This window comes from Mycolicibacterium diernhoferi (assembly GCF_019456655.1).
GTDB classification, from domain to species: domain Bacteria; phylum Actinomycetota; class Actinomycetes; order Mycobacteriales; family Mycobacteriaceae; genus Mycobacterium; species Mycobacterium diernhoferi.
On record NZ_CP080332.1, the window covers coordinates 4,925,156 to 4,948,942 of the forward strand.

Genomic DNA, 23,787 nt, shown 5'->3' on the forward strand with positions numbered 1-23,787 from the left:
ATGTCCCTTCCCGATGACACCATCGCACCTCCACCCACCGATCCCCATCCCCCGCGGCGCAATTGGCGTCCGTTCGTGATGCGCCTGCACTTCTATGCCGGCGTGCTGATCGCACCGTTCATCCTGATCGCCGCGGTCACCGGCGGCCTGTACGCGCTGGCGCCGAGCATCGAACGCGTCGTCTACGGCGACATCCTGACCGTGCCGGCGGCCGAGCGGCCGCTGTCCCTCGGCGACCAGATCACCGCCGCGCAGAACGCGTTCCCGCAGCTGAGCATGACCGGGCTGCGACCGCCGGCGGCACCCACCGAGTCCACCCGGGTGTACTTCGCCGACCCGGCGCTCGACGACGAGCTGCAACGCGCGGTGTTCGTCGACCCGTACACCGGCCGGGTGCTGGGTGACGAGACCAGCTGGCTGGGTTACCTGCCGGTGAGCACCTGGCTCGACGGTTTCCACCGGCACCTGAACCTCGGCGAGCCGGGCCGGATCTACAGCGAACTCGCCGCATCCTGGCTGTGGGTGGTGGCCCTCGGCGGCGTGGCGTTGTGGCTGAGCAGGACGGCCGCCCGGCGTGGCCGCGGCCGCCCGGGCAGCCGGGCCCGCACCTTGAACCGGCACGGCGCCACCGGGGTTTGGCTGCTGGCCGGCCTGCTGTTCCTGTCGGCCACCGGCATCACCTGGTCGACCTACGCCGGGGCACACGTCAGCGATCTGCGGGCGGCGATGCAGTGGCAGCGTCCCCAACTCGACACCGACCCGCACTCCGGTCACACCGGTCACGCTGCGCCACCGGCTTCGGGCGCATCGGGGGTCATCGACTTCGAGGCCGTGCTGCGGGCCGCGGCGACGGCCGGGGTGCAGGCGCCGCTGGAGGTGACGCTGCCCGCCGGGCCCGGCCAGGGTGTCACGGTGGCCGAGATCGACAAGGCCTACCGGCTGACCACCAACGCCGCATCGGTCGATCCGGTCACAAACTCGGTGACCGGTGAGATCGACTACTGGCGTGACTATTCGGGCGTCGCCAAGCTCGCCGACTGGGGCATCCGGGGGCACATGGGCCTGCTGTTCGGGCTGCTCAACCAGCTGCTGCTGCTCGGTGTCGCCGTCGCACTGATCGGGGTGATCATCGGTGGCTACCGGATGTGGTGGCAGCGCCGCCCCACCCGCGGATCGGCGTGGGCGGTGGGTCGCCCACCCATACGCGGTGGGTTGAGACGGTTGCCCCCGGCCGCGATCGGTGCGCTGGTGCTCGCCGCGGTGGCGGTGGGCTGGTTCCTGCCGCTGCTGGGGATCTCGCTGGCCGCCTTCGTGGTCCTGGACCTCGCGATCGCCGCGGCCAAGCGACGCAAGGAGCGCACCGATGCGTAGAGTGCTGATACTCCTTGCCGTGCTGGTACTTTCGGCGTGCGGCTCCCCCGCCGACCAGCAAATGGCCGAGTCGGTGTCCATCCACGACCAGTGGGCCTCGGCCGGTGACGGGCAGATGGCCGCGGTGTTCGGCACGCTGGTCAACGACGGCCCGCGCGAGGCCCGCATCGTGTCCGGCAGCTCCCCGGCGGCCGGCATGGTCGAGGTGCACGAGGTGGCCGGGGCGACCGGCGCGAAGACGATGCGCCCCAAGGCCGGTGGGCTGGTGCTGCCGGCCGGCGGCAGCCACGACCTGGTGCCCGGCGGGGACCATCTGATGCTGATGGATCTCACGGCGCCGCTGTCCGCGGGGGCCGACATCGAGTTGACGCTCCAGTTCGAGGACGGCTCCACGCTGCCGGTCACCGTGCAGGTGCGCGACTTCGCCGGGGCCGGCGAGAACTATCAGCCCCATGGTTGACGTGAACCGGCGGCGCCTCCTGACCGGGGGCGCCGCCGCGCTGGCCGCCGGGGCGGCCGTCACCCAGTGTGGTGCCGCCCAGTCCGCGACCCCGGCCGGTTTCGGCCACACGGTCGAACCGTATTACGGGGAGCATCAGGGCGGGATCGCCACACCCGCACAGGCCCACGCCCTGTTCGTGGCACTCGACCTGGTCCCGGAGGGCGGCCGCGGCGCCCGGGAGACGCTCGCCGCGGTGCTCAAGCTGTGGTCGGCCGATGCGGCCCGGCTCACCCAGGGCCGCCCGGCACTGGCCGACACCGAACCCGAACTGGCACACCGTCCGGCCCGGCTGACCGTGAGTGTCGGGCTCGGGCCGGCGCTGTTCGAGCGGATCGGGCTCGCGCACCGGCGCCCGCCCACGGCGATCGATATGCCCGCGTTCCGCACCGACCGGCTGGACCGGCGCTTCTGCGGGGGCGATGTGCTGCTGCAGATCTGCGCCGACGACCCGATGGTCGTGGCGCACACCGCCCGGGTGTTGCTCAAGAACGTGCGGGCGATGACCGTACAACGCTGGCGGCAGAGCGGTTTCCGCACCGCGCACGGAGCCGACGGGTCCGGGGCGACGATGCGCAACCTGATGGGTCAGGTGGACGGCACCTCGAATCTGCGCACCGCGGCCGAGTTCGACCGCTTCGTCTGGGATGACGGGGCCGGGCAGCCGTGGTTCGCCGGCGGCACCATCCTGGTGGTGCGCAGGATCCGCGCCGAGATGGACACCTGGGACGAACTCGACCGGGCGAGCAAGGAATTCGCGATGGGCCGGCGCCTGGACACCGGTGCGCCGTTGACCGGGACCCGTGAATCCGACCCGCCGGATCTGCAGGCGCAGGTCAACGGGATACCGGTCATCCCGCCGAATTCGCATATCGCGCTGGCCCGTCCGGTGCACGAGGGCGAGCGGTTCCTGCGCCGGCCGTACAACTACGACGATCCGCCGGCGGCCGGGGCGACCACCGACAGTGGGTTGATCTTCGCGAGCTACCAGCGTGACCCGGCCCGCCAGTTCGTCCCGGTGCAGCAGCGGCTGGCCGGAGCCGATGCGATGAACCCGTGGATCACCACCGTCGGGTCGGCGACGTTCGCGATGCTGCCCGGCGTCGCCGAGGGCGGCTGGCTGGGGCAGGGACTGTTCGGCTAGACGGGCGGTCCCGGCCATCATCAATAGCGTTGCAGGACATCGTCTCGGAGGTCGCGACATGGGGCGGAGCACGCACTCGGTGGCATCGAGTCGCGTGCATGCTGTCGACACCGGGCCACACTGGACGCGGCCAATGACTTGACGCATACCGCATCTAGCCACCCGAACTGCCACCGATGTCCTGGGAGATGACACTTGCGCGGCGGTTTGAACCCGCGTAGTATCGAACACACGTTCGAATGCGACGTGGCTCCCATCGCTCCACGGTGAGCTTCAGACCGCGACTCCGGTCGCCGAGAGGTTCTTCTGTCCCGCGGGACTGGTCGAACCGCCTTGCCTGATCGTGCCGTTGTGCACCTTCTGTGAAAGTCGGTATCCGTCATGGACGCCACCCATCTCGAAACGTTCATCGGTGCGTTGATCGACGACCTTGCTGTTGGACCTCCGGATGAAGACGGCGAACGCAGACTGTTTCATCTGCTGGACTGTCCCCGCCGGGTCTTCGATGAGCAGCCCCTGCTCGCGGTGCTGGTGGCCGCAGTCACCGCCCGCAATCTCCTTGATCATGTGATCGCCCAGGCGACCGCGGCCACCGAGCGACTCGGGATCCCGGCCCGCAAGCACCTGCACTCGGGAGCCGATCTGCTGACCAGTTGCGGCGTCTCTCCAGGCGCGGCACACCGGGCGGCGCGGGTCGGCCGGGCTGCGCACACCCTGCCGGCCCTGACCCAGGCCCAGCGCCTCGGCGGGGTCGGCATCGAATTCGCCGACGCCGTCGGACGCGGCGTCACCCACATCAACGCCAGAGTGCCCTTGTCCGAAGAAGACCGGTCCAAGGTCGTCACCAAACTGATGATCCAGACCACCCCGGCGCAGGTGGCCGAGAAGGCCCGCGAGATCGCCATCGACAGAGCCGGGGTACAACCCGAAGACGATCAGTCGGTGCCGGTCGCGGAAAACGCCGACCTCAACGAGATGACGCTCGTCGTCAACGACGAAGGACGCGTTGCAGCCACCCTGGACCTCGATGCACTCACCGGCGAAGAACTGCTCACCGCATTGGACCCGCTGTGCCGGCCCGTCCCGCTGCCGGACGGCTCACCGGACCCGCGCCCTGTCGGTCAGCGTCGCGCGGACGCCCTCGGTCAAGTCGTGCGAACCTACCTGTCGAACTCGCGGCGCCCGACCTCCGGGGGCGTGCTCCCGCACGTCACCCTTATCCGGCCCCAGCCAACAGGGTTCGTCGACACCCTCGGATTCACCGGCCCCATCACCGCCACCACCGCCGACCTGATCACCTGCGACAGCACTGTCGGGGTAGTGACTGTCGATGACGCGGGAGCGCCACTGAATGTGGGGCGCAGCGAGCGACTGTTCCCACCCACAATTCGTCAAGGGTTGGCAGCACGCGACCGTGGTTGCGCACACCCGGGCTGCGGGCGACCGGTGTCCTGGTGCGACGCCCACCACATCACCCCATGGAGCAGCGGCGGCACCACCTGCCTGGACAACGGTGTGCTGCTGTGTCGACGCCACCACACCGCGATCCACCACGGCGGCTGGCAGGTCTACCTCGGCCCCGACCGCCACCCCTGGTTCATCCCGCCCCACAAACCCAATGAAGCAGAACCGGCGCACCTGCGCTCCCACGCACGACGCACCATGACCGACCTACCCACCGCCGCGTAACCAAACCCTCCGCGCACCTTGACAACTACACAGAGAACGCCGAACCAGCGGCGGGAACCGGCACACACGAACGAGCCGGACCCGCCACGACGCCTTGCGTCCGACTAGCCTGGCCAGTGCGCGCGCCACTCGTCGGCGCTGATGGCCTCCGGCGGCGTATCCCCGATCGGGCCGCCGCCGCGGGCGGCCGCGACCGCCTTCTCGGCCGCGCGGATCGTGTCCATGAACTCCAATGTCGCTGTTCGCAGCACATTCTCGATATCGGAGTCCACCGTGATGCGCACCTCGCGCAGGCTGTCCGGCACCAGGTCGTCGGGCAGCCCCGCGGCCGCGGCACGCTCGAGCACCTTCTGGGTCAGCGCGAGCGCGGGCTGACCGGTGGCCACATCGTCCATACAGGAGGCCCGCACCTTCTCCAGCGATTTGCGCTCCTCCCACTGGGCGAGCTGCTCTTCCAGCGAGATCGACTGGCCGGCAAGCACACCGGCGGCCCGGTTGCCCAGTTTGCGCACCAGTGCGTCGGCGACATCGTCGATATCGAACGGGTGCACGGGCGCGTCCTCGGCGATGCGGGCATGGAACAGCACCTGCAGCAACACATCTCCGAGTTCCTCACGCAGCTCCGCAGCGTCACCGCCGCGCACCGCGTCGAACAGCTCGTAGGTCTCCTCCAGCAGATACCGCCGCAGCGAATCGTGGGTCTGCTCGCTCTCCCACGGGCCGTCGGTGCGCAGCTTGTCCATGATCGCCACCGCGTCGACGAGTCGTTCACCGGGCTGCGGGCCGGGCGCGGCGATCAGCGTCGCCCCGGCGCCCAGCCGGGCCCGCACCGCGGGGTGCTCCGGGTCCGAGGACAGCAGCACGGCGGCCGCGTCGTCATCACCGGGCAGATACGGCCGAGCCGACGGCAGCGACCACGGCACCTTGATCGGCATCTCCTCGGTGTACCGCACGTCACCGGCGAGCAGACCGACCGCCTCCACCGGAACCAGCGAGGGCCGGCGCGGGTCGACGAGAACGACTGTCATTGCGCGCCACCTCCAACTCCCAGGTCGGTTATATCAACCTCGTTGACCGGGCGACCGTCCAATGCGAGCAACAGCCCCGCAACCGCTTGCAGCAGTTCGAGATCACGGATGCGCGGGGCGCCCACCCCGGTGCCGGCCCGCGGGATCGGGATCTGCACCGTCGAGGTGGTGGCACGGTAGTTCGCTCCCGGGTACACCCGCTTGAGCCGCAACTGCCCGGAGTCCAGCAGGGTCAGCGGCGCGACCTTCAGCGTGGAATCCGACACCGTGGACACCTCGGTGACCCCGTACTCACGGCACAGCAGCCGCAGGCGCGCCACCGCGATCAGGCGTTGCGCCGGTTCGGGCAGCGGACCGTACCGGTCCACCAGTTCCTCGATGACGCGGTCCACACCGGCACCGTCGGAGGCGGCGGCCAGCCGCCGGTAGGCCTCCAACCGCAACCGGTCGCTGCCGATGTAGTCCGGCGGCAGGTGCGCGTCCACCGGCAGGTCGATCCGCACATCCTTGGGTTCCTCAACGGCGGCAACGGTTTTGCCGTCGACGGCGGCGCGGTAGGCCTCCACGGCCTCGCCGACCAGCCGCACGTACAGATCGAAGCCGACACCGGCGACATGCCCGGACTGCTCGACGCCCAGCACGTTGCCCGCGCCGCGAATCTCCAAGTCCTTCATGGCCACCGCCATACCCGCGCCGAGCTCGTTGTTCTGCGCGATGGTGGCCAGCCGGTCGTGCGCGGTCTCGGTGAGCGGGTTCTCCGGTGGATACAGGAAGTAGGCATAGCCGCGCTCGCGGCTACGCCCGACCCGGCCGCGCAACTGGTGCAGCTGGGACAGACCGAACGTGTCGGCACGCTCCACGATCAGGGTGTTGGCATTGGAGATGTCCAGGCCCGTCTCGACGATGGTGGTGCACACCAGGATGTCGAAGTCGCGGTTCCAGAAGCCCTCGACCGTCTTCTCCAGCGCCTCTTCGGGCATCTGGCCGTGCGCCACCACCACCCGGGCCTCGGGCACCATGGCCTGCACCCGCGCGGCGGCCTGATCGATCGACTTGACCCGGTTGTGGATGTAGAACGCCTGCCCGTCACGCAACAGTTCACGGCGCAGCGCCGCGGCGACCTGCTTGTCATCGTGCGGGCCGACGTAGGTGAGCACCGGGAAGCGCTCCTCGGGCGGGGTGAGGATGGTCGACATCTCCCGGATGCCGGCCAGGCTCATCTCCAGGGTGCGCGGGATCGGCGTGGCGCTCATGGTCAGCACGTCGACGTGGGTGCGCAGACTCTTGATGTGTTCCTTGTGCTCGACGCCGAAACGCTGCTCCTCGTCGACGATCACCAGGCCGAGGTCCTTCCAGCGCACCGCGGTCTGCAGCAGCCGGTGGGTGCCGATGACGATGTCCACCGAGCCGTCGGCCATGCCCTCCAGGGTGGCCTTGGAATCGGCCGGATCGGTGAACCGGGACAGACCCTTCACGGTGACCGGGAAGCCGGCGGTGCGCGCGGTGAAGGTCTGCAGATGCTGGTCGGCCAGCAGCGTGGTGGGCACCAGCACCGCCACCTGCTTACCGTCCTGCACCGCCTTGAACGCCGCCCGGACCGCGATCTCGGTCTTGCCGTAGCCGACGTCGCCGCAGATCACCCGGTCCATCGGGACCGGTTTCTCCATATCGGCCTTGACCTCGGCGATCGCGGTCATCTGGTCCATGGTCTCGGTGAAGCCGAAGGCGTCCTCCATCTCGGCCTGCCACGGGGTGTCCGGACCGAACGCGTGCCCGGGCGCGGCCTGACGCTTGGCGTACAGCGACACCAGCTCACCGGCGATCTCGCGAACCGCCTTGCGCGCCTTGGTTTTCGTGTTCGTCCAGTCGCTGCCGCCGAGCCGGCTCAGGGTGGGCGCCTGCCCGCCCACGTAGCGGGACAGCTGATCGAGGGAGTCCATCGGCACATACAGCTTGTCGGTACCGCCGCCGCGTTTGGCCGAGGCGTACTCCAGCACCAGGTACTCGCGCCGCGCGCCGCCGATCACCCGCTCGGTCATCTCGACGAACTTGCCGATGCCGTGCTGATCGTGCACCACCAGGTCACCGGCGGCCAGTGCCAGCGGGTCGACGACGTTTCGCCGTTTGGCGGCAAGCCGTTTGCCATCGGTCGCGGCCACCCGGTTACCGGTGAGGTCGGTCTCGGTGATGATCACCAGGTTTGCGCCCGGCACCACGAGACCGTCGTGCAACGGGCCCTTGAGAACACCGACGACGCCGGCCGCCGGCTGCGCTCCGGGCTCCAGAATGGTTGCCGGAGTGTCGGATTCGCCGAGCTGCTCGACGACGCGGTGCGCGGTTCCGGCGCCCGGGGTGACCACCGCGGCGAACCCGCCGGTCAGCACGTGGGCCCGCAGCATCGCGAAGATCTCCTCGACGGCGTGCTGGGTGCGCGCCGACGGGGCGGGGCGCACGTCGAGTTCCACTGCGGATTCGTCGTTGAGCTGACTGAGTGTCCACCAGTGCTCGGCGGCCGCCCGGACCTCGTCGAGTTCGCGGAAACCCGAGCCGCCGAGCGCCTCGACGTCGACCGGGGCGGCGCCGCCGATCGCGGCCACCGACCAGGACGCCTCCAGGAACTCGCGGCCGGTGCGGATCAGGTCGGCCGCCCGGGAGCGCACCTTCTCCGGGTCGCACACCAGCACCGGGGTGCCCTTGGGCAGATGGCTGGTCAGCAGGGTCAGCTCGTCGGGCTGTAGCACCGGCAGCAGCGCCTCCATGCCGTCGGCCGGGATGCCCTCGGACAGCTTGGCCAGCATGTCCCCGATGGACCCGGCCACGGTGTTGTCGGTCTGGGGCTGGGCGTCGACGAGTTGGCGGGCCCGTTCCTTGACCGCCTCGGTGAGCAGGATCTCCCGGCACGGGACCGCGACCAGGTGGCTGACCTCGATCTCGGTGATGGACCGCTGGTCGGCGACGGAGAACATCCGCATCTCCGAGACCTCGTCGCCCCAGAACTCGACGCGCACCGGATGCTCGGCGGTCGGCGCGAAGACGTCCAGGATGCCGCCGCGGACGGCGAACTCGCCGCGTTTGGCGACCATGTCGACCCGGGTGTAGGCCAGCTCGACCAGCCGGGCGATGGTGGCGTCGAAATCGGCCTCGACGCCGACCGTCAGCGTGACCGGTTCGAGGTCACCGAGCGCGGGCGCCATCGGCTGCAGCAGCGAGCGGGTGGTGGTGACCACGACCTGCAGCGGCGGGCCGAGGTGTTCGTCATCGGGGTGTGCGAGCCTGCGCAGCACCATCATCCGGGCGCCGACGGTCTCCACGCCGGGCGAGAGCCGTTCGTGCGGCAGAGTCTCCCAGGACGGGAACAGCGTGACGGCCTCCCCGAAGACGGCCTTCAGTTCGGCGGTCAGGTCGTCGGCCTCCCGGCCGGTGGCGGTCACCACCAGCAGCGGGCCGGTACGCGCCAGCGCCGCCGCGACGAACAGCCGGACGCCGGCCGGGCCGACCATCGCCAGCGTGTCCGGACGGGCCTGCGCGCGGTCGATCAGATCGGTGAAGGTGGGCGAGCTCAGCGCCAGGTCGACGAGTCCCGCGATCGAATTTTGGACATGAGTGTGCCCGGGTGCGGTCATGATGCCCCCCATCTTAGGTGGCGGCCCGGGGTGACCTGCCTCGCGCCGGAACGAGCGGGAAAATCGGCGCCGGGGACAAGCGCGGGGCCCGCGACGCCGCGCCCCCGTCCTGAATCAGTCCTCCAGTTCGGGATTGGCTTCCAGGTGTGTCAGCCCGTTCCAGACCACATTGACCACGTGCGCGGCCACCACCTCCTTGGGCGGCTCACGCACGTCGAGCCACCACTGGGCCGTCATCGACACCGACCCGACCAGCGCCTGGGCGTAGAGCGGGGCCAGATCCGGGTCCAGCCCACGCCGGGAGAAATCCCCGGCCAGAATGGAGGCCACCTGGTTGACGGCGTCGTTGAGCAGGGACGCATAGGTGCCCGAGGTGATCCCGGCCGGCGAGTCCCGGATGAGGATGCGGAACCCGTCGGTGCGTTCCTCGACATAGGTCAGCAGCGCCATCGCCACCCGCTCGATGCGCACCCGGGACCGGTTCTCGGTCAGCGAGGCGGTGATCCGGTCCAGCAGCACCGACATCTCCCGGTCGACGACGACCGCGTACAGCCCCTCCTTGCCACCGAAGTGCTCATAGACCACCGGTTTGGAGACATTCGCGCGCTGCGCGATCTCCTCGATGGAGGTGGCATCGAACCCGCGCTCGGCGAAAAGCGACTTGGCGACCTCGATGAGCTGCTGGCGGCGTTCGCTACCGGTCATGCGGGCGCGCGGCGCACGACTCTCTTTATCGGGTGCTGCCACGATGAGGAGCCTAACGGGTTCGACTAGAGTCTCGGGTTGATCGGTCCGTCGTGGTGTAATCGGCAGCACCTCTGATTTTGGTTCAGATAGTTCAGGTTCGAGTCCTGGCGACGGAGCTCAACAGCTGCTCAACCGCGCGAGTGACCCCACACCGACAGCGTCGACGGCGTGTCCTCGTACAGGCACTCCTCGTTCGCGGAGGAGGAGAATCGTGTCCACCACCGACATCGCCGTGATCGTCCTGGCCGCCGGGGCCGGCACCCGGATGCGGTCGGCCACCCCCAAGGTGCTGCACCCCCTCGGCGGGCGCAGCATGCTGGCCCACGCCCTGCACACCGCCACCGCGGTGGAACCCCGGCACATCGTCGTCGTCGTCGGCCACGGCCGTGAGCTGGTCAGCCCCGAGGTGGTCCGGATCGCCGACCGCGCGGGCAGCGACATCACCACGGTGGTCCAGGAGGAACAGCTCGGTACCGGGCACGCCGTCAAAATCGGGCTGAGCGGTCTGCCGGCCGACTTCGCGGGCACCGTGCTGGTCACCTCCGGTGATATCCCGCTGCTGGAGTCGACGACGTTGGCGGCGCTGGTCGACACCCATGACGGCGCCGGGGTGACCGTGCTGACCACGACCCTGGCCGACCCGACCGGCTACGGCCGCATCGTCCGGGACGCCCACGGTGCGGTGGCAGCCATCGTCGAACACGCCGACGCCGACGAAGCACACCGCGCCATTCGTGAGATCAACGCCGGTGTCTACGCATTCGACGCGGTCGCCCTGCGGTCCGCGGTGACCCGGCTGCAGAACCACAACGCCCAAGGTGAGCTCTATCTCACCGACGCGGTGGCCATCCTGCGCGCCGACGGGCACGCGGTACTCGCCCAGCACCTCGACGACGCCGTGCAGGTCTCCGGCGTCAACGACCGCGTCCAGCTCGCCGCGCTGGGCGCGGAACTGAACCGCCGCACCATCGTCGCCCACCAGCTCGCCGGGGTGACGGTCACCGACCCGGGCACCACCTGGATCGACGTCGACGTCGAGATCGGGCCCGACACCGTCATCGCGCCGGGCACCCAACTGCTCGGCTCGACGTCGATCGGCACCGGCTGCACCGTCGGTCCGGACACCACGCTGACCGACGTCGAGGTCGGTGACGGCGCATCCGTCATCCGCACGCACGGTGAGGCGACCGTCATCGGCGCGGGCGCCACCGTCGGACCGTTCACCTATCTGCGGCCGGGCACCCGACTCGGGGCGGACGGCAAGCTCGGCGCGTTCGTCGAGACCAAGAACTCGGTGATCGGCGCGGGCACCAAGGTGCCCCATCTGACCTATGTCGGGGACGCCGACATCGGCGAGCACAGCAACATCGGCGCCTCCAGCGTGTTCGTCAACTACGACGGGGAGACCAAGCGGCGCACCACGATCGGCTCCCACGTCAGGACCGGTTCGGACACCATGTTCGTGGCGCCGGTCACCGTCGGGGACGGCGCGTACACCGGCGCGGGCACCGTGCTGCGCGAAGACGTTCCGCCCGGCGCGCTGGCCGTTTCGGACAACACTCAACGCACCATCGAGGGCTGGGTACTTCGCAAGCGCCCAGCAAGTGCGTCCGCCGACGCCGCCCGCCGCGCCGGGGCACCCGAACCCGATGCCTGATGTTGGCAATCTGGTAACCCAGGGACGCCGGGCAGTTACTGGCCCGTACGATTGGCCCGTATCGATCCCCGAACGGCGAAGGCACAAGAGATGGCCCACGAATGGACCGACAACCGCAAAAATCTGATGCTCTTCTCCGGCCGGGCGCACCCCGAGCTGGCCGAGCAGGTGGCCAAAGAACTCGATGTGCCGGTGACCGCGCAGACCGCGCGTGACTTCGCCAACGGTGAGATCTTCGTCCGCTTCGACGAGTCCGTTCGCGGCTGCGATGCGTTCGTGCTGCAGAGCCATCCCGCGCCGCTGAACCAGTGGCTCGTGGAACAACTCATCATGATCGACGCGCTCAAGCGCGGCAGCGCCAAGCGCATCACCGCGATCCTGCCGTTCTACCCGTATGCCCGGCAGGACAAGAAGCACCGCGGCCGCGAGCCCATCTCCGCGCGCCTGGTCGCCGACCTGTACAAGACCGCCGGCGCCGACCGCATCGTCACCGTGGACCTGCACACCGACCAGATCCAGGGCTTCTTCGACGGGCCGGTGGACCACATGCGCGCACAGTCGCTGCTGTGCGGCTACATCGCCGACAAGTACCGCGAATCGGACATGGTCGTCGTCTCCCCCGACTCGGGCCGTGTCCGGGTCGCCGAGAAGTGGGCCGACTCCCTCGGTGGCGTCCCGCTGGCCTTCATCCACAAGACCCGCGACCCGCTGGTGCCCAACCAGGTGGTGTCCAACCGCGTGGTCGGCGATGTGAAGGGCAAGACCTGCATCCTCACCGACGACATGATCGACACCGGCGGCACCATCGCCGGCGCGGTCAAGCTGCTCAAGCAGGACGGCGCCGGTGACGTCATCATCGCCGCCACCCACGGCGTGCTGTCCGACCCGGCCGCTCAGCGGCTGGCCGACTCGGGTGCGCGCGAGGTCATCGTCACCAACACCCTGCCGATCACCGAGGACAAGAAGTTCCCACAGTTGACGGTGCTGTCCATCGCGCCGCTGCTGGCCAGCACGATCCGCGCCGTCTTCGACAACGGCTCGGTCACCGGACTGTTCGACGGATCCGCCTAGATGGCGGCCCGCATTTTCCACAACCCGAAGTGCTCGACCTCGCGCAAGACCCTGGATCTGTTGCGCGAGAACGGCATCGAGCCGGAGATCGTGCTGTACCTGAAGACCCCGCCCACCCGGGATGAGCTGGTCGCGATGATCACCGACGCCGGCATCGATGTGCGCACCGCCGTGCGCAAACGCGAATCGCTTTATGGCGAACTGGGTTTGGCGGATGCCACCGACGACGAACTGCTCGACGCCATGGCGGAACACCCGATCCTGATCGAGCGGCCGTTCGTGGTCACCGACAAGGGCACCCGGTTGGCGCGCCCGATCGAGAACGTCAACGAAATCTTGTGAGCAGGGCGCTGCTGGCGGTTCCGCTGCTGACGGCGGCGCTGCTGTCCGGTTGCGGCGCCGCCACCCCGGATTACCAGTCGTTGCTGGCGACCGCCCCGGCGCGGCCGACGGCGGCGTCCGCGCAGGAGTCCGTGTCGCTGTCGGCGTACCTGGAGAGCGTCGGGGTCGAGGGCCGACCGGTGGCCCCGGAGAAACTCGCCGATCTGACCGTGACCGTGCCCCGGCCCGAGGGTTGGCGCGACTACACCAACATCAATCTGGCGCCCGGCACCCGGGTGATCGCCGACGGCGAGACCTACCCGACCGCCATGCTGATGGTGTTCACCCTGGACGGTGACTTCGACGTCGCCGAGGCGCTCAAGCACGCCGACGTCGACGCCGAGATGTCGCAGAACTTCAAGAAGCTCAACGGTTCTCGCGAGGACTTCAAGGGATTCCCGTCCTCGATGATCGAGGGCACCTATGACCTGAACGGGCAACGCATGCAGGCCTACAACCGCATCGTGTTCGCCACCGGCTCGAAGCCCAAGACGCCGGACAGCACGCCGCAGCGCTACCTGGTGCAGCTGACCGTCACCAGCTTCGCCGACGACGCCGAGTCCAAGGGCCCGGCCATCGAGAAGATCATCTCGGGGTTCGACGTCGCAGGTAAACAACGAGCCCCGAAGTAGGTCCGGGCACGTTTCCCGTCCCGGGGGTGCGGCTCGACGATCCGGCTACTGGTGCTGACATGCCTTCCTGGACCGCCGCGGATCTGCCGTCCTTCGCCGGCCGTCGTGTCATCGTGACCGGCGCCAACAGCGGGCTGGGCCTGCACACCGCCCGCGAACTCGACCGGGCCGGCGCGTCGGTGGTGCTCGCCGTCCGCAACCTCGACAAGGGGCAGGACGCGGCCACGACCATGACCGGCGATGTGCAGGTCCGCAGGCTCGACCTGCAGGATCTGGCCTCGGTGCGCGCCTTTGCCGAGGAGACCGACTCCGTCGACGTCCTGATCAACAACGCCGGCATCATGGCGGTGCCCTACGCCCAGACCGTCGACGGCTTCGAGAGCCAGATCGGCACCAATCACCTCGGGCATTTCGCGCTGACCAATCTGCTGCTGCCCAAGATCACCGATCGGGTGGTGACGGTGCCCTCGATGATGCACCTGCTCGGCACCATCAGCTGCGCGGATCTGAACTGGAAGGCCCGGCCCTACTCGGCGTGGCTGGCCTACGGCCAGTCCAAGCTGGCCAACCTGCTGTTCACCAGCGAGTTGCAGCGCCGGCTCCGCGCGGCCGGATCGCCGGTGCGCGCGGTCGCCGCCCACCCTGGGTATTCGGCCACCAACCTGCAGGGCCAGACCGGCAACGCCACCGGCGACGTGTTCTGGAAGGCCGCGAACCGGGTCGCCACCGACGCCGCGTTCGGCGCCCGCCAGACCCTGTACGCGGCGTCCGCGGACGTGCCCGGGGACAGTTTCATCGGACCCCGGTTCGGCCAGCTCGGCCCCACCGGCCCCAGCCCGCGCAGCCCGCTGGCCCGCAACACCAGGACCGCATCCCGACTGTGGGAGCTGTCCGCCCAGCTCACCGGCACCGAATTTCGGATCTGAGGTCCCCCTGGGTTAGCCTGGTGGGCATCACGGCGAGGGTGGCTCGACCACCGTTATCGACGGGAACCTGTTTGTTCTTCCCTGGCCGTGCGTTTCCCATACCGGCACAGGAGTAGAGAACATGGCCAAGACCTCGGCCCCCAACAAGCTCACCGCGACCGTGCGTACCCGCACGGGCAAGGGCGCCTCGCGCCAGGCCCGCCGCGACGGCCTCATCCCCACCGTGCTCTACGGCCACGGCACCGAGCCGCAGCATCTGGAGCTCAACGCGCGCGATTTCGCCGCCGTGATGCGCCACGCGGGCACCAACGCCATCCTGACGCTGGACATCGAGGGCAAAGAGACGTTCGCGCTGACCAAGGCGCTGGACATCCACCCGGTGCGCCGCAACATCCAGCACGTCGACCTGCTCGTCGTGGTGCGTGGCGAGAAGGTGCACGTGGACGTCAACGTCGTCGTCGAAGGCGAGGCCGCCCCCGGCACCCTGGTCACCCAGGAAGCCAACACGATCTCCATCGAGGCCGAGGCGATGTCCATCCCCGAGGAGCTGACGGTGTCGGTCGAGGGCCTCACCGCGGGCACCCAGATCACCGCCGGCGAGGTCGAGCTGCCCAAGGGCGCCAGCCTGGTCGTCGACGCCGAGACCCTGGTGGTCAACGTCGTCGCCGCGCCGACCGCTGAGGACCTGGAGAGCGAAGGCGCCGGCGAGACCGCCGAAGCCGCCGCGCCGGCCGAAGCGCCCGCCGAGGACGAAGCCGAAGCCGCCGAGTAACAAGTCACCGTGGCCGAACCGTTGTTGGTGGTCGGCCTGGGCAATCCCGGGCCGAACTACGCCAAGACCAGGCACAACCTCGGTTTCATGGTCGCCGACATCCTGGCCGAGCGCATCGGCTCAGGGTTCAAGGTGCACAAGAAGTCCGGAGCGGAAGTCACCACGGGCCGACTGGGAGGTCGGTCCGTGGTGCTCGCCAAGCCCCGGGTCTACATGAACGAGTCGGGCCGCCAGGTCGGCCCGCTGGCGAAGTTCTATTCGGTGGCCCCCGCCGACGTCGTGGTTCTGCACGACGAGCTCGACATCGAGTTCGGCCGGATCCGGCTGAAGCTCGGCGGCGGCGAAGGCGGGCACAACGGGCTGCGCTCGGTGGCAGCCGCGTTGGGCACCAAGGATTTTCAGCGCGTCCGCATCGGAGTCGGCCGCCCGCCCGGGCGCAAGGACCCGGCCGCCTACGTGTTGGAACCGTTCAATTCGATCGAACGGCCCGAGGTGCCGACCATCTGCGAGCAGGCCGCCGACGCGACCGAGTTGCTCCTGCAGCTCGGTGTCGAGGCCGCGCAGAACACCGTGCACGCCTGGTAGCTTCAGGCCGTCTCCGGCTGCCGGTCCGGCCGGAACTGTCCGCGGATCAACCACACCCCCAGCGCGATCACCGCGCCCACCTCGAACGCGACGATGCCGCGCTCGACCAGTCCCAGCGGGATGATGCGCCACCAGGACAGGTCGGTCACCATGCCGACCGCGATGGCGCCGAACAACACCCCCAGCCAGCCCAGCGAACCGTAGGCCAGCCAGACCGCGGGCCGGGCGCCGCGGTGTCTGCGCGCGATCGTCAGGACCGCGGCCGGGAGCGATACGAACGCCAGCAGGGTGGCGATGCGGTGCACGGATCCGCTTGTGCTGGGCCCGATCTCCCAGTTGCGCTTCGGGAAGGCCGCCACCCCCAGCAGCCCGATCACCCACAGCGCCATCAGGATCGAGCCGACCGACAGCGGCTGCACCAGCCCGGCACTGATCAGGCCGAGCAACAGCAGCGTCGACCCCAGCGCGAGCGCCAGCACCCCGGTCAGGAAGGCCCACCCGCCGTCGGTGTAGACGTACTCGGAGATGGTGGCGCGGCGCAGGGTTCGGCCGGGCCGATGGGATTGGCCGCCCAGGATCGCGTCCAGGGTCAGGATGGCGACCACCGAGATGACAGCACCGAGCACGCCGAGCCAGCCGAACAGCGCGTGCGAAAACCGGTCCATCCGACCAGCGTACGGACCTCAACAACGCTACCGACCCGGTCGACGGTCCGCGCGCTCGCGGCAGACCGGGTCACCAGGACAGGATGATGCCCGACCTGTTGTTGCCGCGCGGGATGGACTCGGCCACGTTGGGAGCTCGGGTCCCCGGCACCGCCTTGATCGACACGCTGCCGTTGGTCTGGCACCGCGTGACGCTGCCGGCGTCCTTGCAGGTCGGCACGGCGGCGGCGACCGGAGCCGAAATGAGTGCAGCCGCAACACCACTCGTCACCAGGATCAATATCGGGTACTTCGCACGATGGGTCATGGCACCTTCCACTGCGGGGATTCTCACGGGCACGACGACGCCAGTACCCGGGCGGCCGGGTCGAGATTCACGCCGGCCCGCACCGCATTTGAAAACGCATCGCCTCGGGCTTCTTCCACTGTTGCGCCGGCCCCGCCTGCGACGATGCCGCTGCCGTCGTCGGCGCCCACCGTCACCACGCAGAAGATGTCGTTGGTGACCTCGTCACTGCTGCACTGTTCGGCACCGGCCTGTTGGCAGACCGACACCACAGCAGCCGCGGCCGCCTCGTTGGTGGGTCCGGTGGCGGTGTATCCCGCCAGTAGTCCGCCCGATAAGCCGGAGCCCACAGCTCGCGAGACGACAGTGTCCTCGACGACGCCGCCGGGGCCGCCGGCCACCGCCGGACTGGCCCCGTACAGCGTGGCGGTGACACCCAGTGCCGACGCGGCGGCCAACAACACGCCTGCCGAAACTCCGCGGATCACAACCACACTGCCTCCTCCGAGAGAACGATCTCCGGAGCATAGGACGAGATGGCGGCGTGATGAGCCACTCAGAACAGATGTCCCCCGAAAAGGGGACCGCCCAGCAGAGGCGGGGAGCAGGTCAGCCGGTGACCAGCGCGACCGAATTGGCCCGGCGCAGCTTGCCCGACGGGGTCTTCGGGATGGTGCCCGGCCCCAGCACGACCACATTGCGCGGACGCACGTCCACCTCGGTCACCACTTCGTGGGCGACCTGGTGCTCGATGCGACGCACCGCGGTGGGATCCTGGTACTGGTTGGATTCCACTGCGACGGCGAAGGTTTCGCGGGAGTGACCGGCATCCAGGCGAACCGCGACGGCGCAGCCCGGACGGACACCCTCGACGCGGCCGGCGGCACGCTCGATATCGGTCGGGTAGATGTTGCGGCCGGCCATGATGATGACGTCCTTCACCCGGCCGCAGACGACGATGTTGCCCTCGTCGGTGATGTAACCCAGGTCGCCGGTGTCATACCAGCCGTTCTCGTCCTGGGTCGGCAGGAAGCCGGCCATGGTGATGTAGCCGGGGGTGACCGATTCGCCGCGCAGCTGGATGACACCGACGCCGCGGGTCGGCAGCACCGCGCCGTCCTCGTCGACGATGCGGGCCTCCAGGTCCTGCAGCAGCGGGCCCAGCGAGGCCAGCCGGCGGGTGTTGCCCTTGCTGGCGGGCACGGCCCGGCGCAGCGCGGCCAGCAGGTCGGCGTCGACCTCGTCGACCACCAGACCGGCGTTGCACGGCGAGAACGACACCGCCAGGCAGGTCTCGGCCATGCCGTAGGCGGGCAGGATCGCCGAGGACGGCAGCCCGAACGGCTTACCGGCGTCGAGCAGATCCTCCACGTCGGCCGGCTCGACCGGCTCGGCGCCCGACAGCGCGAAGCGCAGCGTGGACAGGTCGAACTCGCCCGGCTTGGCCTGGCGGCGCAGCCGCTTGGCGAACAGCGCGTATGCGAAGTTCGGGGCCGCGGTCATGGTGCCCTTGTACTTGTCGATCAGCCGCGCCCACAGCAGGGTGTCGCGCAGGAAGTCCATCGGCGTGACCTTGACCAGTTCGGCGCCGAAGTACATCGGGATGGTGAGGAAGCCGACCATGCCCATGTCATGGAAACAGGGCAGCCAGCTGACCATGACGTCGGTGTCGACGTCGTACTGCGCGCCGACGAACATGGCCTCGGCGTTCGAGTAGATGTTGCGGTGGGTGATCTGCACCGCCTTCGGGGATCCGGTGGATCCCGACGTCAGCTGCATCAGCGCCAGATCGTCCTCGCCGGTCTCGACCGGGTCGATCGGATCGGAGGCCAGCAGATCGGCCACCGTGAGGACCTTGATGCCCTTCTGCTCCAGCACCGGGATGGCCACGATGAAGGGTTCGGAGACGATGACGGCCTTGAGTTCGATCATGCCGATGACGGTCATGGTGTCCTCGGCCCATACCGCGAGGTCGGTGCGCGGGGTCGGCTGATGCAGCATCGTCAGGCTGCCGCCGCGCATCCACACGCCCTGGGCGGTCGGGGCGATCTCGACCGGGAAGCCGGCCAGCACGCCGACCGAGTCGCCCGGACCGATGCCTGCCGCGGCGAGTCCGCCGGCCACCCGACGAGCCCGCTCGTGGACTTCGAGCCAGGTGTGGCGGACGGGCTCGTAGGGTTCGCCGGTGACCATGCCCCGCGCGCTCTCATGGGCGCTGCGGTACATCTTGTCGGTAAATCGGCTCACGGCAACCTCCTGGGTGTCTGGGGCCGGGTCGGCTGCGACGCCGACCCCAGGTTCATTGCGCGTTTCCCTATATTCCGCCTGCTGGTGCCCTCTCCAGGAGAGGCGCGCACACACAATTGGGAAGCATTTGTGTCTCGAAACGGTGGTCACCGACCGGTTACCCGGCCAGTTTCCACCGTCGACCATCTTAAGAGACCCTTAAGTAACTGCCAAACGCTTGGGCCGATTGAGGCATGTGTCACAACGCAGTGCTGGCCGGCTCAGCGCATCGGGTCGGGCACCACTCGGGCCCCGTGCACCGGGCCGCTGGCCACCCGCACCGTGCGGCACACCCCGGCCCCGCTCAACGCCGTCCCGACGTCCACAGCGTCCGCCGCCGACGCGCAGAGGAAGGCACAGGTGGGGCCCGAACCGGACACGATCCCGGCCAGCGCACCGGCCTCTTCCCCGGCGCGCAGGGTGCGGCGCAGATCGGACCGCAGGCTCAGCGCGGCCGGCTGCAGATCGTTGCCGAGCAGCGGCGCGAGCTCCTGCGGGTCACCCGAGGCCAACGCGGCCAGCACGGGTTCGACGTCCGTCAGGCGTGGCGGCAGCCCGCGGTCGGGGCTCTCCCGCAGCCGGTCGATCTCACCGAACACCGCGGGTGTGGACAGGCCCTGCTGTGCGAAGGCCAACACCCAGTGGAAGGTGCTGCGGGCCAGCACGGTCGCCAGCTCCTCGCCGCGCCCGCTGCCCAGAGCGGTACCGCCGTGCAGGGCGAACGGCACGTCGCTGCCGAGCTTCGCCGCCAGGGCGTGCAGATCGCGGCGCGGCACGCCCAACTCCCAGAGGTGGTTCATGGCGACCAGCACCGCCGCGGCGTCCCCGCTGCCGCCGGCCATGCCCCCGGCCACCGGGATGGACTTCGAGATCGAGATGGCCACGTCGGGTGCCCGGCCGACGTGATCGGCCAGCAGTTCGGCGGCCCGCCAGGCCAGGTTGCGCTCATCGGTGGGCAGGAACTCCGACCCCTCGCCGGACATCTCCAGCGACAGCACGTCGGCGGTGCGCACGGTGACGTCGTCGAACAGCGAGACGGCATGGAAGACGGTGCAGAGTTCGTGATAACCGTCGGCGCGCAGGTCCCCGACCGCCAGATAGAGGTTGACCTTCCCAGGAACGCGCACCGTCACCGAACCGGTGGGCACCCACTCGGTTGCGGTATCACCGCCGGATGCAGACACCGGACGACACTACCGCCACGCCGGAGATGTCGACCAGTCGAGCTCCGACCAATGAGCGTTGAGATACCCCTCGTCAGATCCCGCCGCCGGAAACCCACGCTAATGTTTGCCGCCACGATGTGTCAAGAATCACACCGATGTAAAACGTGCGGGTTTTCCAGCGGCGACATGATTCGCCACCGGATCAGGCCGGATAACCGGGTTTGCTTAGGCTCAGCTCAGTGCGGAATCGCTGGCGCGCTCGGCCGGCGCCTCGACCGCCTCGGGCTCCGGCTCGGCCGTGTGCGACCCCGCCAACTCGCCGGACCGCTGCAACAGCCGGACGAAGTCGGCGATCCCGAGGGTCTCGCCACGTCGCGCCGGGTCGATGCTGGCCGACAGCAGACGCTCGGCCGACTCGTTGCCCGAACCCGCCCACTCGGCGAAAGCATTGCGCGACGTCTTGCGGCGCTGCGCGAAACCGATGTCGATGAGCTCGAAGACCTGCTCGCGGAACGCCGCGTCGGTCGGCCAGGGGGACGCCTCGTAGCGGTCGATGCGGACCAGACCGGAGTAGACCCGCGGGATCGGCCAGAACACCGTCGGCGACACCATGCCGTACCGGCGGACCTCGCCGTAGAAGCGCACCTTCGCGCTGGGGATGCCGTAGTCCTTGCCACCGGGCTCGGCGGCGAGCCGCTCGGCGACCTCGGCCTGCACCATGACCATCACGGTCTTGATGGACGGGAACTCGGCCAGCAGGTGCAGCAGCGCGGGCACCGCGATGTTGTACGGGAGGTTCGCGACCAGCGCGGTCGGCATCTCGTCGAGATCCTCGGACTTCAGCGTGAGGATGTCGCGGTTCAGGACGGTCAGCCGGCCGATCTCGCTGTGCGAGTGGTTGGCGATCGTCTTGGGGAGCTGGCGGGCCAGCACCGGGTCTATCTCCACCGCGGTCACGCGGGCGCCCCGGTCCAACAGCCCCAGAGTCAGCGAGCCGAGGCCGGGACCGACCTCGATCACCGAGTCTTGCCGGTGGATACCCGATGCGGACACGATGCGGCGCACGGTGTTGGCATCGTGGACGAAGTTCTGTCCAAACGCCTTCCGCGGCCGGAAATCGATCTCCCGGGCAAGGTGCCGAATCTCGGTCCGCCCGAGCAGTCGGATCGTCACGATGACCCCAATCTCGCGCTACATGTTGGCCAGGCACCCCAGCCCTGGCGTGCCCTCGTCACTTCAGCAATCGCGATTTGTTCTTCGCGGGTCGCCAAATCTGCTCGCTGAGCATACCTCAGACCGCCCTGCCGCTCCCAGGTGTTTTGATCAAATTGAACACCACCGAAATATCCGTTGCCGGTATTGATGGCCCAATTACCACCCGATTCGCACCGGGCAAGGGCATCCCAGACGTGTCCCTGCGATACCGGCGGCACCTCGGTGCCCGGTTTGGTGCCCACTCTCAGCACAGCTTCACGAGCCGGATTCAGAACGACATTGGCTACTGGCAGTCTGCCGGTCTCGACGCCGTTCACCTCCGCGACAGCAAACGTCACATTCTGCAATCCCGGCGTGCCGGGGTCCTCGACCACCTGACGGCTCATGTTCAGCGTCGGATCCTCGATGCGGGTGCCGGCCGGCGGCAGCGGCAACTGCTCGGTGACCTTCTGGATCCGCACCCGGGTCACATCGATGCGCATACCCTCGATGACCGGCGACGATGCCGCCGGGACCACGGTGTCGCGCTGCTGCAGCGGCACCCCGGCGGCCTCCAGCAGGCCGCCCACATTCGGGGCCGCCAGCCGCACGGTACGCGCCTGGCCGGCGTCGTTCAGCTGCACAGTTTTGGCGCTGACCACGGGCAATGACATCCCGGCCAGGGGCACGCGGCTGCCGCGGGAGGCCGCGGCGGGGGCGGTGTCGGTCATCGCGAGCTGGGCCAGCGCCTCCTGCACGGTGCTCGCGGTCGTCCACACCTCGGTGCTGTTCTGGCCGTCCCGGGAGATCTGCAGCGGGCGGCTGCGCCGGAGCACGATGGAGTCCGCCTCGGCCACCGACGCGTCGGCCGCCGGGAACAGATCGTCGCGGTCGCCCACGGTGAAACCGTTCTCTTCGATGACGTCGATGACCCGCGATTTCATGGTCGCGACCTGCACCTCGGTGCCGTCGACGTTCAGCGTGACGGTCTTGTGCGAGGCCACCGCGACGCCACCGGCAAACACCAGGGTGAGCAGTAGCGCACCCACCACCAACCGCAGTGCCGGCGAGCGCGTCTCATGAATCTTGTTCAGAACATTCAAAGCTGTGGTCCCAGAATTGTGAACGCGGCACCGGTGAACGGTCGGGTTGACCGGCTCAGGCAATCCGGGTTCGATAACAGGACGGTAACGAATATCCGCTACGCGCGCCAACCCGACACGGTACCCAACCTGTAGGCGCGAACCGCATTCGCCGAGGTCAGCTCGGCGACCTCGGTGGCATTGCGGTCCAGGATGTCGGCCAGTGCGCGCACCGTGTACGGCAAGCAGTACGGCTCGTTGGGTGCGCCGCGGAACGGGTGCGGGGTGAGGAACGGGGCATCCGTCTCCACCAGCAGCAGCTCCTCGGGTACCACGGCGGCGGCCTCGCGCAGGGCGTGCGCGTTCCGGAAACTGACCGTCCCGGACAGGCTGACCAGCCAACCGTTCCCTGCGCAAGTACGCGCCATCTCGGCGTCAGAGGAGAAGCAGTGGAAGATCACCGTCTCGGGCGCCCCCTCGGCGGCCAGCACGTCGAGCACCTCGGCGTCGGCGTCCCGGTTGTGGATCATCAGCGGTTTTCCGGTGCGCTTGGCAAGGTCGATGTGCCAGGCGAAAGCCTCGCGCTGCTCGGCCGGGTCGGCGCAGCCGTCCAGATTGCCGGGCCAGTACATGTCCATCCCGGTCTCGCCGACGGCGACCACCCGCGGGTGCCCGGCCAGCCGCTCGAGCTCGGCTTTCGCGGCGTCGTCCAGAGCATTGGCCCGGGTCGGGTGCAGTGCCACGGCGGCGTACACCCGCGGATCCCAGTCGGCGGCCGCAGCGGCCCAGCGGGCCGCGTCCAGATCGTCGGCGATGGTGACGACGGCCTGCACCCCGACCGCCCCGGCCCGGTCCAGGATGGCCGCGACGTCCTCGGCGGTTTCCGCCCCGCAGGCGTCCAGATGAGTGTGCGCATCGATCAGCGGAGCCAGCGGCTCGGGGGCGGGTGGCTTCTCCCGGCGTTTTTTCGAGCTCACCGCAAC

22 protein-coding genes and 1 tRNA gene are annotated in these 23,787 nt (G+C 69.1%); 12 read left to right on the forward strand and 11 right to left on the reverse strand.

Translation table 11 applies throughout. The features are described 5' to 3' along the window. The 4 genes from K0O62_RS23230 to K0O62_RS23245 all read left to right on the forward strand — a co-directional run bounded on the left by K0O62_RS23230 (position 1) and on the right by K0O62_RS23245 (position 4,703). Entirely contained in the window at positions 1–1,371 is a 1,371-nt protein-coding gene (locus tag K0O62_RS23230; protein ID WP_073858861.1) for a PepSY-associated TM helix domain-containing protein, read from the forward strand. Continuing rightward, a complete protein-coding gene (locus K0O62_RS23235; protein ID WP_073858862.1) occupies positions 1,364–1,831 on the forward strand; it encodes a copper chaperone PCu(A)C in 468 nt (155 codons plus the stop codon). The genes K0O62_RS23230 and K0O62_RS23235 overlap by 8 nt, the downstream gene beginning before the upstream one ends. Then, positions 1,824–3,014 carry a Dyp-type peroxidase gene (locus K0O62_RS23240; protein ID WP_073858863.1) on the forward strand — a complete coding sequence of 397 codons (1,191 nt, stop codon included), beginning with the start codon at positions 1,824–1,826 and terminating at the stop codon, positions 3,012–3,014. The genes K0O62_RS23235 and K0O62_RS23240 overlap by 8 nt, the downstream gene beginning before the upstream one ends. A gap of 381 nt (positions 3,015–3,395) precedes the next feature. After that, complete coding sequence (locus K0O62_RS23245; RefSeq protein ID WP_073858864.1) at positions 3,396–4,703, forward strand: HNH endonuclease signature motif containing protein; 1,308 nt, start codon at positions 3,396–3,398, stop codon at positions 4,701–4,703. 104 nt (positions 4,704–4,807) lie between these two features. Here the strand turns inward: K0O62_RS23245 and K0O62_RS23250 are convergent, their stop codons facing one another. The 3 genes from K0O62_RS23250 to K0O62_RS23260 all read right to left on the reverse strand — a co-directional run bounded on the left by K0O62_RS23250 (position 4,808) and on the right by K0O62_RS23260 (position 10,059). Continuing rightward, positions 4,808–5,731 carry a nucleoside triphosphate pyrophosphohydrolase gene (locus K0O62_RS23250; protein WP_073858865.1) on the reverse strand — a complete coding sequence of 308 codons (924 nt, stop codon included), beginning with the start codon at positions 5,729–5,731 and terminating at the stop codon, positions 4,808–4,810. Beyond that, positions 5,728–9,354 (reverse strand): transcription-repair coupling factor, encoded by a 3,627-nt coding sequence (gene mfd, locus K0O62_RS23255; protein ID WP_073858940.1) that lies wholly within the window; start codon positions 9,352–9,354, stop codon positions 5,728–5,730. The genes K0O62_RS23250 and mfd overlap by 4 nt, the downstream gene beginning before the upstream one ends. Before the next feature lie 114 nt (positions 9,355–9,468). After that, complete coding sequence (locus K0O62_RS23260) at positions 9,469–10,059, reverse strand: TetR/AcrR family transcriptional regulator (protein WP_079244614.1); 591 nt, start codon at positions 10,057–10,059, stop codon at positions 9,469–9,471. A gap of 86 nt (positions 10,060–10,145) precedes the next feature. Between K0O62_RS23260 and K0O62_RS23265 the strand changes: the two genes are divergently transcribed. From K0O62_RS23265 to pth, 8 genes are all read left to right on the forward strand, one after another. Then, positions 10,146–10,217, forward strand: a tRNA-Gln gene (locus K0O62_RS23265). A 149-nt stretch (positions 10,218–10,366) separates the two neighbouring features. Beyond that, positions 10,367–11,758 carry a bifunctional UDP-N-acetylglucosamine diphosphorylase/glucosamine-1-phosphate N-acetyltransferase GlmU gene (gene glmU, locus K0O62_RS23270; protein ID WP_234800266.1) on the forward strand — a complete coding sequence of 464 codons (1,392 nt, stop codon included), beginning with the start codon at positions 10,367–10,369 and terminating at the stop codon, positions 11,756–11,758. A gap of 90 nt (positions 11,759–11,848) precedes the next feature. Beyond that, positions 11,849–12,829 (forward strand): ribose-phosphate diphosphokinase, encoded by a 981-nt coding sequence (locus K0O62_RS23275; protein WP_073858868.1) that lies wholly within the window; start codon positions 11,849–11,851, stop codon positions 12,827–12,829. Continuing rightward, positions 12,830–13,171 carry an arsenate reductase (glutaredoxin) gene (gene arsC, locus K0O62_RS23280; protein ID WP_073858869.1) on the forward strand — a complete coding sequence of 114 codons (342 nt, stop codon included), beginning with the start codon at positions 12,830–12,832 and terminating at the stop codon, positions 13,169–13,171. Beyond that, entirely contained in the window at positions 13,168–13,842 is a 675-nt protein-coding gene (locus tag K0O62_RS23285; protein ID WP_073858870.1) for an LpqN/LpqT family lipoprotein, read from the forward strand. The genes arsC and K0O62_RS23285 overlap by 4 nt, the downstream gene beginning before the upstream one ends. Before the next feature lie 59 nt (positions 13,843–13,901). After that, a complete protein-coding gene (locus K0O62_RS23290) occupies positions 13,902–14,768 on the forward strand; it encodes an oxidoreductase (RefSeq protein ID WP_073858871.1) in 867 nt (288 codons plus the stop codon). A gap of 121 nt (positions 14,769–14,889) precedes the next feature. After that, positions 14,890–15,540 carry a 50S ribosomal protein L25/general stress protein Ctc gene (locus K0O62_RS23295; RefSeq protein WP_073858872.1) on the forward strand — a complete coding sequence of 217 codons (651 nt, stop codon included), beginning with the start codon at positions 14,890–14,892 and terminating at the stop codon, positions 15,538–15,540. 9 nt (positions 15,541–15,549) lie between these two features. Beyond that, positions 15,550–16,125 carry an aminoacyl-tRNA hydrolase gene (gene pth, locus K0O62_RS23300; protein ID WP_073858873.1) on the forward strand — a complete coding sequence of 192 codons (576 nt, stop codon included), beginning with the start codon at positions 15,550–15,552 and terminating at the stop codon, positions 16,123–16,125. Between the two features lie 2 nt (positions 16,126–16,127). On the opposite strand, the gene K0O62_RS23305 is transcribed toward pth, so the two are convergent. The 8 genes from K0O62_RS23305 to K0O62_RS23340 all read right to left on the reverse strand — a co-directional run bounded on the left by K0O62_RS23305 (position 16,128) and on the right by K0O62_RS23340 (position 23,781). Then, positions 16,128–16,790: a DUF998 domain-containing protein gene (locus K0O62_RS23305; protein WP_073858874.1), complete on the reverse strand. Its 663-nt coding sequence runs from the start codon at positions 16,788–16,790 to the stop codon at positions 16,128–16,130. 70 nt (positions 16,791–16,860) lie between these two features. Continuing rightward, complete coding sequence (locus K0O62_RS23310; RefSeq protein WP_073858875.1) at positions 16,861–17,097, reverse strand: hypothetical protein; 237 nt, start codon at positions 17,095–17,097, stop codon at positions 16,861–16,863. A gap of 23 nt (positions 17,098–17,120) precedes the next feature. After that, positions 17,121–17,570 (reverse strand): hypothetical protein, encoded by a 450-nt coding sequence (locus K0O62_RS23315; RefSeq protein WP_073858876.1) that lies wholly within the window; start codon positions 17,568–17,570, stop codon positions 17,121–17,123. Between the two features lie 115 nt (positions 17,571–17,685). Continuing rightward, on the reverse strand, positions 17,686–19,323 hold the full coding sequence (locus tag K0O62_RS23320; RefSeq protein WP_073858877.1) for a fatty acyl-AMP ligase: 1,638 nt from the start codon (positions 19,321–19,323) through the stop codon (positions 17,686–17,688). Between the two features lie 260 nt (positions 19,324–19,583). Continuing rightward, positions 19,584–20,546: a 4-(cytidine 5'-diphospho)-2-C-methyl-D-erythritol kinase gene (locus K0O62_RS23325; RefSeq protein ID WP_073858878.1), complete on the reverse strand. Its 963-nt coding sequence runs from the start codon at positions 20,544–20,546 to the stop codon at positions 19,584–19,586. A 213-nt stretch (positions 20,547–20,759) separates the two neighbouring features. Next, the gene (gene rsmA, locus K0O62_RS23330; RefSeq protein WP_073858879.1) at positions 20,760–21,701 is read right to left on the reverse strand and encodes a 16S rRNA (adenine(1518)-N(6)/adenine(1519)-N(6))-dimethyltransferase RsmA; all 942 of its coding nucleotides are present in this window, start codon (positions 21,699–21,701) and stop codon (positions 20,760–20,762) included. Further along, positions 21,698–22,825, reverse strand: a complete 1,128-nt coding sequence (locus K0O62_RS23335; RefSeq protein ID WP_073858880.1) for a resuscitation-promoting factor — start codon at positions 22,823–22,825, stop codon at positions 21,698–21,700. The genes rsmA and K0O62_RS23335 overlap by 4 nt, the downstream gene beginning before the upstream one ends. Positions 22,826–22,923: 98 nt before the next feature. Next, complete coding sequence (locus tag K0O62_RS23340) at positions 22,924–23,781, reverse strand: TatD family hydrolase (protein WP_073858881.1); 858 nt, start codon at positions 23,779–23,781, stop codon at positions 22,924–22,926. Positions 23,782–23,787 lie beyond the last annotated feature (6 nt).

Excerpts from the sequence above, each read along its gene's own strand:
- K0O62_RS23230 (WP_073858861.1), top strand. The coding sequence starts at position 1 with ATGTCCCTTCCCGATGACACCATCGCACCTCCACCCACCGATCCCCAT.
- K0O62_RS23235 (WP_073858862.1), top strand. The coding sequence starts at position 1,364 with ATGCGTAGAGTGCTGATACTCCTTGCCGTGCTGGTACTTTCGGCGTGC.
- K0O62_RS23240 (WP_073858863.1), top strand. The coding sequence starts at position 1,824 with ATGGTTGACGTGAACCGGCGGCGCCTCCTGACCGGGGGCGCCGCCGCG.
- K0O62_RS23245 (WP_073858864.1), top strand. The coding sequence starts at position 3,396 with ATGGACGCCACCCATCTCGAAACGTTCATCGGTGCGTTGATCGACGAC.
- K0O62_RS23250 (WP_073858865.1), bottom strand. The coding sequence starts at position 5,731 with ATGACAGTCGTTCTCGTCGACCCGCGCCGGCCCTCGCTGGTTCCGGTG.
- mfd (WP_073858940.1), bottom strand. The coding sequence starts at position 9,354 with ATGACCGCACCCGGGCACACTCATGTCCAAAATTCGATCGCGGGACTC.
- K0O62_RS23260 (WP_079244614.1), bottom strand. The coding sequence starts at position 10,059 with ATGACCGGTAGCGAACGCCGCCAGCAGCTCATCGAGGTCGCCAAGTCG.
- glmU (WP_234800266.1), top strand. The coding sequence starts at position 10,367 with ATGCGGTCGGCCACCCCCAAGGTGCTGCACCCCCTCGGCGGGCGCAGC.
- K0O62_RS23275 (WP_073858868.1), top strand. The coding sequence starts at position 11,849 with ATGGCCCACGAATGGACCGACAACCGCAAAAATCTGATGCTCTTCTCC.
- arsC (WP_073858869.1), top strand. The coding sequence starts at position 12,830 with ATGGCGGCCCGCATTTTCCACAACCCGAAGTGCTCGACCTCGCGCAAG.
- K0O62_RS23290 (WP_073858871.1), top strand. The coding sequence starts at position 13,902 with ATGCCTTCCTGGACCGCCGCGGATCTGCCGTCCTTCGCCGGCCGTCGT.
- K0O62_RS23295 (WP_073858872.1), top strand. The coding sequence starts at position 14,890 with ATGGCCAAGACCTCGGCCCCCAACAAGCTCACCGCGACCGTGCGTACC.
- K0O62_RS23305 (WP_073858874.1), bottom strand. The coding sequence starts at position 16,790 with ATGGACCGGTTTTCGCACGCGCTGTTCGGCTGGCTCGGCGTGCTCGGT.
- K0O62_RS23310 (WP_073858875.1), bottom strand. The coding sequence starts at position 17,097 with ATGACCCATCGTGCGAAGTACCCGATATTGATCCTGGTGACGAGTGGT.